The following is an 11,198-nucleotide window of genomic DNA, read 5'->3' on the forward strand; positions in this document are numbered from 1 at the left end:
CAAGGAGGGTTGGATTTGTATGACGAGAAGAACGATAACTTCAGACATTTTTATTTTTTTGAGAATTTCCGGAAAGTACACGGAATTTCAGTACTTAAAATTCGAGAAGATCATCGTGGTAATATTTGGGTTGGAACGAACCGGGGTCTTTTTCTTCTTAAAAAAGAATCTAGAAAATGTATCAAATTAAGTTCGACGCCCGGGGTCTTAAGATCTGAAATCATCCATGAGATCTATGTCGATAACAAAAATATTCTCTGGGCAACTTCCGCACACGGAATCACTCGGCTAGAATATAAAAACGAACGACTTTCTATCCTCGCCTCCCCTTCTGCAATTGGAAATATTAAGGGACATGTACGAAGCATTATTGAAGATGACAAACACAATTTATGGTTTGGGTCTGAAACCAATGGGCTGTACGGCTTCTCTACTAAAACCAATACTTTACGGCATTTCGGAAGTAATGGGAAGCAGGGGCTTCTGCATCCGTCGATTCGTGAACTTATGATTACCACCGACAAGAAGCTTTTTATAGCCACGCAGAACGGAGTAAGTATTATGGATTTAGCTGACTTTAGTTTTACCAACGCACAGAACGATCCTGAAAACCCCAACAGTCTTAGTCAGAACTCTATTTATGCGCTCTTTGAAGATGACCAGCATTCTTTATGGATAGGAACTTATTTCGGTGGAGTAAATTTAGCTTATGGAATAAATACCAAATTTGAACGATTAACGATTAACTCTCCTACAAAAATTCCACATAATGTGATAAGGCCCATTGCGGAAGATCGTAATCACAATTTATGGTTTGGTACCGAAGGGGGTGGTGTCTTTCTTACTGAGCGGAATCTAAAAAAAATAACAGGGTTTTACAATCACAATCTCGGACTACTCCAATCGCGCTCCAACTTTGTCAAATCTATATTGATTGATCATGCCGATAGCGTTTGGATCGGCACAAGCGGCGGTGGTTTATATCACCTAAATCCGAATACCGGAAGGTACAGTCTGGCGATTATCCATAAGAACAAAGATTCACTGCGTAATGCCAATATCATGAGTTTGTACCAGGATTCGCAGGGTCGTTACTGGGTATTCGGAGAAGGGTATAACAAAATACTTATTCGTGAGGGAATGAACTTCCGCGATGTCACTCCTAAAAATATCAAAAACACGTTTTCTAAACAAATGACAGTCAAAATCGTCGAATCCATCGACGATCAATTGTGGATCTTAACATCCACTGATTTGTTCAAATTTAACCCGAAAAATGGCGAAATAAAAAGATTTTTAACCAAAATTGAACGGCCTATACATGCGTACAACTGTATGCTCGAAGATCACAAAGGTAGAATATGGATCGGCGTCGATTATGAAGGATTAATGCTTATTGATCCCAAATCAGACTCCTTGCTTCGCCGTTACACAAGCAAAGATGGATTAACGAGTGACAACATAGTTGGTTTGCTTGAAGACAGAAACAAAAGTTTGTGGATCACCACGACACGAGGACTATCGAGATTAACGAATGAAGGGAAAAGAATTCAAAATTACAGTTATCAAGATGGGCTTGCCGATGATGAATTTAACTATAACTCGACCTACCTCTCAAGTAATGGAACAGTATTTCTCGGTAGTTTAGGAGGAATAACATGGTTCAATCCCTCAAGTATAGAAGTAAACGATGAACAGCCTTCAGTCATCTTCACTGGTCTCAATCTATTTGGCAATCAACCCGTATCACCCACTAAAACACCAAAGATTCTTCCACTAAATATCACTAATCGCCCTCATCTAAATTTTAATAATTCGGAACGGGTATTTACTATTCAATTTGCTCTGAGCAACTATATCAAAGCAAAACAAAATAGATTTATGTATCGTTTGGAAGGACAGAATGCCCCCTGGAGTACTTTGGATAAAGCAGAAGTAAGCTTTTCCAATCTCGCACCGGGAACCTACGTTCTCGCAGTCAAAGGCTCCAATAGCGATGGTATTTGGTCTAAGCAAAGCAAGATAACCTTTACAATTGAACCGCCAGCTTACCTTTCTTGGTGGGCGTTATTGATCTATGTTTCCATATTGTGTTTATTACTATTCTTCATCGTTCGCTATCTGTTCCTTCGAGAGATTTTAGTTAAAGAAGAACAGCTTCATCAAACGAAACTTAATTTCTTTAGTATGATTTCTCATGAAATACGCTCACATCTATCACTTATAATAATCCCGATTGATAATGCATTAGAACAAGTAGACGATCAATATATTCGTTCGCAATTAACCAATGCTTCAAAAAACAGTAAGCGGCTTTTGCGATTATCATCTGAACTAATTGATTTTCGAAAAGTCGAAACAACTGTTTTGCCTCTGTCATGTTCAAAAAAGGACATCGCTATTTTTATCAATGACATACTAGAGTCGTTCAGGCTTGTATATCAAGAACAAGGGTTAACTATAGATTATACAGCCGATTTTAGCAGTTGTATAATCGACTTCGACTCTCTGCAATTGGAAAAAGTATTTTTTAACTTACTTAGTAACGCGGTAAAATACGGGACACACGGAGCAGTAATCCAAGTTGAAAGTAAGATTGAGAATGAACACCTGGTTTTCAGTCTAACTAACCAGGGAAAAGAAATACCAGGTGAATATCTTGAGAAGATTTTCGAAAACTTTTTTCAAGTAGATTTTTCTGATCGAGAACTTGGCTTCGGGATGGGATTAGCTTTGAGTAAACAGATTATGCGCATGCACTCAGGGGAAATCTATGCTGCAAGCAAAGCCGGTAAGACTACATTTACTATCGTGCTTCCTATTAAGCAGAGCGAATCTGGCGCACTTCCTTTGATTTATGATCAATCCTCGGACATCATTACACTTCAGGAAAATCCTGTAGAATTAAAAAGCTCCGGCATTTCAGAAGCGGCAACGGAAAAACCCGTCATTCTTATCATAGAAGACAATGCAGACCTGAGAAGTCTCCTTTGTGAACTACTCTCAAATAGCTATCAGATATTAACAGCCAATAACGGCGTAGATGGTGTTTTGACAGCACAAAAACACTTACCTAATCTTATCATTTCTGATGTCATGATGCCCATGAAGAATGGCATGGAGGTTTGCTCCGAGCTAAAAACAAATATGGCTACCAGTCATATACCGATCATTTTACTGACAGCAAAAACCAAAGAAAAGGATATATTAGAAGGGCTAAACCATCACGCAGACGTTTATCTAACCAAACCCTACAATAAACACATCTTGCATCTTCATATTCAAAATTTAATAAGAACACGCTACCTACTGCAACAAAAATACCGGCAAGAATATATCATAGAGCCTACAAAAAAGGTCGTCAATAGTGTCGATGAACAGTTTCTATCGAGACTTGTACGAGTTATTGAGGAAGGTATTGAATCCTCACAATATGGGGTCGATTTCTTAGCGTGCGAAGTGGGTATGAGCAGTTCAGTCCTTTATAAAAAGGTTAAATCATTAACTGGGATGACCGTAAACGAATTTTCGAAAAGCATTCGTTTAAAAAAAGCCGCGCAGATGTTAAGCGAGTCTAGCAACTCCGTCAACCATGTCGCGGGTTACGTAGGGTTTATGGATAGTAAATATTTTAGTAGAGAGTTCAAAAAGCAATTCGGCATGAGCCCGAGTCAGTATCCAAAGGTGAATGCTGTTTAACAAAGTGAGATAAGGCAGTTCCCGCAATGGAAACCACCTTATTCGAAGTTAATTCAACGTTTTAAGCCGACTCAGAGCTTCCAAATAATAGTAATCCGCGTAAGTTAAAGGTAGATCCACCTCACTATCATGAGGAAGACTCCCTGTCGAATGCATTAAAATAAATCCACCATTTTCTTTTGTAGAAGCAGTATATTGGGGACTTGACAAGGTCTTTAGCGACGATCTTGCAAAATCCAAAAACGTTTCGCTCACCTCTCCTGAAGTGAACGTCGATAACTCCACTAATGCAGACGCGGTTATCGCCGCTGCGGAGGCATCCCGCGGCTGCTCGGTTATATTTCTCGTACTAAAATCGACATCTGAGTGATACCCCTGTTCCCCGACATTAAAATCCCAAACGGGGATCTTATCCGCTGGTAAATTCGGATGGTTAATATAGTATTCAGCCGCCCGAGTCGCCGTTTTCAAATAATTTGGATCTTTAGTTTCTCTATACATCATTGTAAATCCATAGATTGCCCATGCTTGTCCTCGTGCCCAGGTAGATTCATCAGCATATCCTTGGTTTGTTTGTCGGTGTATCGCCTGCCCGGTGCTATCGTAATCTACTACATGAAAAGTACTGTAATCTTCTCTGAAATGATATTTCATCGTCTTATTTGCATGGTTAATGGCGACGTCTCTATATTTCGCATTCCCTGTTATATCCGACGCATAGCATAACATCTCCAAATTCATCATATTATCAATAATCACAGGGTATTTCCACATCGTCTTTCCGTCCCAAGAAAGTTTGTTGTTCCATGATTTAATTAACCCCACTTCCGGGTCGTAACGTTTAAGTGCGGTATTTGCCGAATGAATAACAATCTCTTTGTAGTTTTTCTCCTTCACGGGGTCGTCAACATATTTAATAGCGTTCCCATAAGAACAATACATTACAAATCCGATATCATGATGCTGATCTAAATTTTTAGCTGCCTCGAGCTTCTCCGTCCACCTTATAGCGGCAGCTTTAGTATCCGCATCTCTTGTTTGATTGTAAATAAGCCATAGTGAACCAGGAAAGAATCCTCCTGTCCAATCCCATTCATTAGTTCCTATCAAATTTCCGTTCGTATCAAGCGTCCTGGGAAATTTCTGAAGGGAATCTGCCTGTGTCGTTAGAAAACTATACTGTTTTTGCGAGGCAACGAAGATATTCTGGAGAGACGATTCAGGCGCATTACCGCAACCCGTCAATAGCCACACGATGCATAAACCCGTTAAAGGGATAATCAATTTTTTTATCATATTTTTAGTACTTTGTATCTATTTTATTTGAAACTTGTATGTTCCTTTATCCTTTATCTTCTTTGCCTCTAGCGAAATTCGGTATAACGCAGGTCCCCAAACACTACTCAAACGGCTATCATCTAGCTTTATTTCCTCGATCGAGACAGCAAAATCATTAGGGTTGAAAATAAAACTGTAGCTCCCATCATTCAAACTGATCGTTCCGTTAACACCAATGCTCGGTCTCTCAGCTACCAGAAAATGAACGATGTTCGCCTTACTAGCACCCTGTATCTCAAACTGATCATTAATTGTAAGCGCATCCTTGTTAAGAACATAGGACCGCGTCCATTTTTTTACAGATGCCTCGGCGGGGTAGGCTCCAGCAATATTCAAACTGAAAGTGTTTTTAGCTTCGTTAAACACCACTTCGCTGGCTTTGTATTGCCTCCCGTACGACTGATCAACACCATTAATCTGAGGAAGACTATGGTATCCACTTTGCATTGTCCATATATCATAGCGCTCGCTACTAAAAGTCTTTTTATTATAAGTACCAACTCCTGCATCAACAAATAGCGGCTTTTGATCTTTAAAGTATATGAATGTCCCGACATCGTTATGGTTGTGACTTTCATTATTATATCCCCCCTTAGCCGCGAAAAAAGCGTTACCCTGCTTGAGGTACAAAAACTCTGTTTGATTGTACCATTTAGACGAACCCGATGGCAAGGCGGGTTTTGTGCTCGCCATTTGGGGTACATTCGTTAGGTATTCTAATCCACGGAAAATATCCCGATTGACCGTAAAACCTGTATTTTTCTTTTCGCTGAGATACTTACCGAATTGCATCATCTGCTCACTGTTTACGGCTTTCCCGTAACGAAAAATCAACGAAGGGTCTCCTCCCCCCTTTGCCGAAGCGTCAGCGAAGTTCACCACCCAGTGGTCGCCGCCAATATAAGACTCGCCGATATATTCGCCCATATCGCGCACCATCTGATTATCAAAAATTGATATTTTATTTTCTGTAGCAAGAGAAAGTAGCTTGAGATAATCGTATAACTTACCTGCGGCATGCCCCCAGTATGAGGGCCCTTCTTCACAAGCACCATCTTGTTTAACGTAGTTTAAAAATTTATCAACCGATCGCATGCTTTTAAAAACACCTTTCCTTCTCCGCTCAGTGTTGTCTTCAATAAGTAAGATCGTCGTTAATACGTTAAAATTACACCAAGGGTTCCAATTATTTACAAGTTGGTTTTCGTTCAGTTTAAAGCCTAACCACCACATATCATTCCGTTGCAAATAGGGTTCAATAATCCGTTTTTGAAGATGCAATTTTAGCCGGTTGCTTATTTCCGGATTTACTTTATCCATCTGAGGTTTAAAGTAATAATGTATCCACGACAACATGGATCCTAAATCACCGGCCATCAGATCGATCACTTCCGTATCCGACTGTGGCAAAGTCCGCTTGGAAGACTGGAATGCAGGAACATGAGCAGAAAGGGACCAAGTACTCATCTCTGTGAAATACCAGACGCCATTAATGATCTGATCGAGATAGCGTCCTTTGCCCTCGGCAAGCTCCGCAAAAAACAGAGAGCTGAGCGCGTTGGCATTCGCATTAATAGGTTTCTCCATAATTACTCGAGAACCGTTCCGCTCATAAGCTAAATAGTCCGTAGCCTTTACGACTTGCCATTGATAGTTAAGACCTTTCTCTCCTTCTTGGATAATTTGGTCATAAACAGGGGCAAACAACTTATTCCAGCCACTTCGATCCGCATATTGCGGAAATGGCACCCACCGGTTGTCAGAAACCAAGGTGTTTGAAAGCTCTTCCATTTTGTAATTTCCGGTCAATAGATTACGCTCTTGCTGGCAAAAAGCCGAGCCACTAAATAATAGGCAAAGTATGCCTAGGAATGTCGATAATTCTCGTTTCATGATTACCATCCCGCATTTTGTGTTAGATTCGAATTCATTTCACGTTCCTGTCCCGGAACCGGCCACAACCGATGCCTCGCTTGGTAACCCCGAGTTACTAAATTATCCCCTACGATACTTTTTTCAATATAGCCCGATGACACCTCATCTAGAGCCTCCCACCGTTTTAGATCAAAGTACCGTAGCCCCTCGCCAGCAAGTTCTACGCTACGCTCGTGTCTTATACGCCTCTGCATTTCAGTTTTATTCGTCACCGACAAGAATGATGGACCACTGTTCAGTCCTGGCATTGTCGAACGCATACGAACCTTGTTTAATTCAGCGATCGCTTTATCAAGTTGACCGGTCTCATTGTAAGCTTCGGAAAGCATAAGCAGAACATCCGCAAGACGAATTAGAGGAAAGTTAATCGGTGTATCTGCTCTATTGGTTAATGCGCCATTCATATCGCCCTCAGGAACAAATTTACGCCAGAGGTACGTTAACCATCCTCTATTGTTACGAATTTGACCAAAATTCTCGTTTACACCTGTTGCCAATACAAATTGCATAGAGCGTTCAGCATTCGCATTCCATCCTAGATAAAAGGAATAAGGTACTATTATACTCTGATTCATTCTTGGGTCACGTCCTTGATATATTTGTCTGATTTTCGCAGTATCCGGAACGTGTGTCAATGTTCCCGCATTTTGAGTAGCCATTAACGCCTCTTTTTTCACCGCATTGTCCTGGTTGAAATTTGGATAATGTTTGTTCCAATCAAATGGCGATCCGTCGATATTTTCATAGCTATCAGCTAAGCGCGTGCTCGGCATAACACTGTTCCAACAGCTACCAAATGTCGAGCGGGTGCCAAGGTAAAATGCTAAAGGCATACCATTAGGAAATCCGGTACCACCTAAATTCTGAATAGCGAAGATCATTTCAGGCTGTTGATCACCTTCCATCGTGAATAACGATGCATAATCCTCGGCAAGTACATATCCGTAATTGTTTCCCTTGTTGTACACAATTTCCTCAAAATCGGCAATTGCATCTGTCCATTTCTTCTGATAAAGATTAACCTTCCCCCGCAATGCAAATGCCGCACCTTTGGTTACTCTCCCGTAATGCTTCACCTCATAGCTTACTGGTAGATTTGCCGTCGCGAAATCTAAATCAGCATGGATAAATGCATAAAGTTCTTCCTGCGTAGCACGCGGATTATTTAGGGAGGAAAATTCGACATTCAAGTCAACAGATTCATCATATATAGGAAGGTCTCCGAAAAGGTTAGTAAGTTGGAAATACATTAATCCCCGAAGGAAACGCAGCTCCCCAAGAAATACATTTTTGACCCCTTCATCAAGGTCCATCTTTTGAATCTGGCTAATTGCGTGATTAGATCGTTGAATCAGATCATACCCCGATTGCCACCGGCTAACTACTAGAGATGTTCTATCTGTAAACGTTCCGGCAATAATATCTCCAAGTCCCGCACCATCATATCCTAGACCGATATCCGTAAGTCCGTCATAATTGAACTGCAATCCAAATGTATTATCATTCTGTAAATCGCTGTAAACACCAAGCACACCTGCCAGCGCTTGATCTTCATTCTGCCAAAAAGTAGGAGCGCTTACCTGACTGTAAGGCTCTGTATCTAGCTTGTAACAAGACGCTAGTCCGAGTATAGTGGCTAAACATAAAAATAGTGATATTCTTTTCATCGTTTGTTATCTTTAGGTGGTCAGTATTTAAAAGGTAAGGCTTAAGCCAAATACGGCTTGTTTCATCGTAGGATAATTTGTACCGCTTACTTCTGGGTCGAAGCCAACGTAGCTGGTAAAGGTCCAGTAGTTCTCGAGCGACCCGAAGATACGCAAGTTCTGAACAGCTATTCGTTGGGTTAGCGAGTTTGGAATCGTATAGCCTAACTGAATATTTTTCACACGGAGAAAAGCTTTATTTTGCAACCAGAAATCACTGTTGCGGATATTCATCGTGTTTGTGTAAGGTAGTAACCTCGGAAAACGCGCATCTGTCTTCCCCTCTACCCATCTATTGTCTGCAATCTCCTGATTAATCTGATATCCCCAACGGACGGTAGGTGAATAATAGCCATCTTGATAGAACACCTTATTCCCAGCGTTCCCTTGAACTAGAACTGAAAAATCAAATCCTTTATAGTCGAATCCTACGTTTAAACCGTATGTGATGCGAGGCGCAGTTCCATGACCTATCGCAACGCGATCGTCATCGTTGATAAGTCCATCCCCATTTGCGTCCTTATAGAGCAAATCTCCTTTACTTGGTGTCCCGTAGGAAGCAAAAGGGTTGAGTTTCTCCCCTGATTCAGGATCTATTGGGGCATTGTCTTTCATCTGTTGTACGAGTGCTAAATCAGCATCAGTTTGTATAATTCTGTCCGTTAACAACAAGTACTGCGTGTTGATAGCATAGCCTTCTTGTAGGAGGTTTGTTCCTGATATTGATTGATCATCTCCCTTGAATTTCGTCACTTTGTTATCAATGAAAGTTACGTTCCCTCCAATATTAAACTTAAAATCTTCTCCAATCTTATCACGGTAATTTAAGCTAAACTCTACGCCATTGTTTCGTACAGTAGCCGCGTTAGTCCTTGGTATTGAAGCATTACCTACAACCAAAGGTGCAGGAAGATTAATTAAAATATTCTTTGTATTCTTATTAAACACATCGATAGAACCGGTTAACTTATAATCTAAAAGATCAAAGTCCAAACCAAAGTTCAAAATATTAGTACTCTCCCATGTCAATAGGCTGTTGCTGAGCACCGTCTGGGCGAAACCAACAAATAGTTGGTTATTCAAGACATAGTTGCTCGCGTTGTAAAGCGTCTGGTATTCATAATTGTTTATTCCACTGTTGTAGCGGAATGCTCCATCTACTGTACCGTTGTTACCTAATGAACCGTACGATGTCCGGAATTTTAATGTCGGCATCCAAGAAACGTTATAAAAGTCTTCCTCGGATATTTTCCACCCGAAGGATGCCGAAGGAAACGTTCCCCAGCGGCTTTTTCCAGCCATAAAACGAGACGACCCGTCAGTACGAACATTCAATTCCAACAGGTACTTATCGTCCCACGACAAGTTTGCCCGACCAAAAAACGATCGCATCGTCCAATCGGTGCGATCCCCTGAGGCGGAAGCGTCCATCGTTGCAGCGTTAAGGACGCTAAGCGAGGGATCGATAAGATCGAGCTTAGAAGCTGCAAACCAGCCGTCGTTTAAATATTCCTGACTCGCTCCTGCCATCACCTCATATCGAAACCTGCCATCTGCTGCATCGTTTTTGTAGCGCGCAACACCATCCATATAGTACCGATAGGTTCGTACCGACTCATTGGTCACAGATGTACGTCCAGTTCCAGCGGATGCGATACTCTCTGTCAGAAAGTTCCATCGGTCTAGGAAGACCGGTTGCGAGTATATAAAATCATCATTATAGGTATAGCTATACGAGCCTTCCAAGCTAAGCCCTTTTGTTGGGCTCACTTTTGCAAAAAATCGAGACACCAGTTGATTTTTGTTGATATTCCCTTTTCGAATGTTCAGACGATGTAACACATTGTTTGATTGTGGGTCGTCTTCTGGATTGTTTGCAGATCCATATCGACCATCGGGAGATCGCAATACCATTCCGGGCGTGCTCGCCGCTGCATAAGTAAACACATCTCCGATGATATTTGTTCCTATATCTGTTTTTGAAACTAATCCGCTCACATTCGCCCCCACCGTTAGCCACGGTTTAAGATCGGCTTCCAAATTAACACGCGCTGTATGACGTTTATAATTTGCTTTTTCAATAACGCCAGGATTGTCAAGTAATCCATAGGAGCCGAAAAATTTAATTTTATCAGACCCGCCAGTGAACGAAATATTATGGTTCTGGCTTATTTTTTTCTGAAACACCTCTTCTACCCAATCTGTATTCGGGTATTTCAATGGATCTCCATTCTGGTTTGCCCTCCAAAGATCAATATTCCCTTGAGAGAAAATTGGCGTAGCATTGGGATCACCATTTTGATACCCTTCATTTACCAGCTCCATGTAATCGGCGTAATTGGACACCATACCGAAAACATTGGACGGCTGCTGTGTGGAAAAATAATTACTGTAGCTAAGTTTAAAGTCTCCCGTCTTTCCTCTCTTAGTCGTTATTAAGATTACCCCATTTGCTGCCCTCGATCCATATATGGAGGCCGATGCAGCATCTTTCAAAACAGATATGCTTTCCACGTCCTG

At 41.2% G+C, this 11,198-nt stretch carries 5 protein-coding genes; 1 reads left to right on the forward strand and 4 read right to left on the reverse strand.

The genetic code is table 11. The features are described 5' to 3' along the window. Positions 1 to 3,699: hybrid sensor histidine kinase/response regulator transcription factor (locus HP439_RS14955; protein ID WP_172391143.1), on the forward strand; the 3,699-nt coding region annotated here is incomplete at its 5' end. A gap of 48 nt (positions 3,700 to 3,747) precedes the next feature. Here the strand turns inward: HP439_RS14955 and HP439_RS14960 are convergent. The 4 genes from HP439_RS14960 to HP439_RS14975 form a co-directional block, all read right to left on the reverse strand. Next, complete coding sequence (locus HP439_RS14960; RefSeq protein WP_172391144.1) at positions 3,748 to 4,995, reverse strand: glycoside hydrolase family 88 protein; 1,248 nt, start codon at positions 4,993 to 4,995, stop codon at positions 3,748 to 3,750. Positions 4,996 to 5,013: 18 nt separating this feature from the next. Continuing rightward, positions 5,014 to 6,930, reverse strand: a complete 1,917-nt coding sequence (locus tag HP439_RS14965) for a heparinase II/III domain-containing protein (protein WP_172391145.1) — start codon at positions 6,928 to 6,930, stop codon at positions 5,014 to 5,016. Between the two features lie 2 nt (positions 6,931 to 6,932). Beyond that, positions 6,933 to 8,639 carry a RagB/SusD family nutrient uptake outer membrane protein gene (locus tag HP439_RS14970; protein ID WP_172391146.1) on the reverse strand — a complete coding sequence of 569 codons (1,707 nt, stop codon included), beginning with the start codon at positions 8,637 to 8,639 and terminating at the stop codon, positions 6,933 to 6,935. Between the two features lie 27 nt (positions 8,640 to 8,666). Continuing rightward, the coding region (locus HP439_RS14975; RefSeq protein WP_172391147.1) for a SusC/RagA family TonB-linked outer membrane protein at positions 8,667 to 11,198 on the reverse strand (2,532 nt) is incomplete at its 5' end.

The organism is Sphingobacterium shayense (assembly GCF_013179575.1).
Classification (GTDB): Bacteria; Bacteroidota; Bacteroidia; order Sphingobacteriales; family Sphingobacteriaceae; genus Sphingobacterium; species Sphingobacterium shayense.

Excerpts from the sequence above, each read along its gene's own strand:
- HP439_RS14960 (WP_172391144.1), bottom strand. The coding sequence starts at position 4,995 with ATGATAAAAAAATTGATTATCCCTTTAACGGGTTTATGCATCGTGTGG.
- HP439_RS14965 (WP_172391145.1), bottom strand. The coding sequence starts at position 6,930 with ATGAAACGAGAATTATCGACATTCCTAGGCATACTTTGCCTATTATTT.
- HP439_RS14970 (WP_172391146.1), bottom strand. The coding sequence starts at position 8,639 with ATGAAAAGAATATCACTATTTTTATGTTTAGCCACTATACTCGGACTA.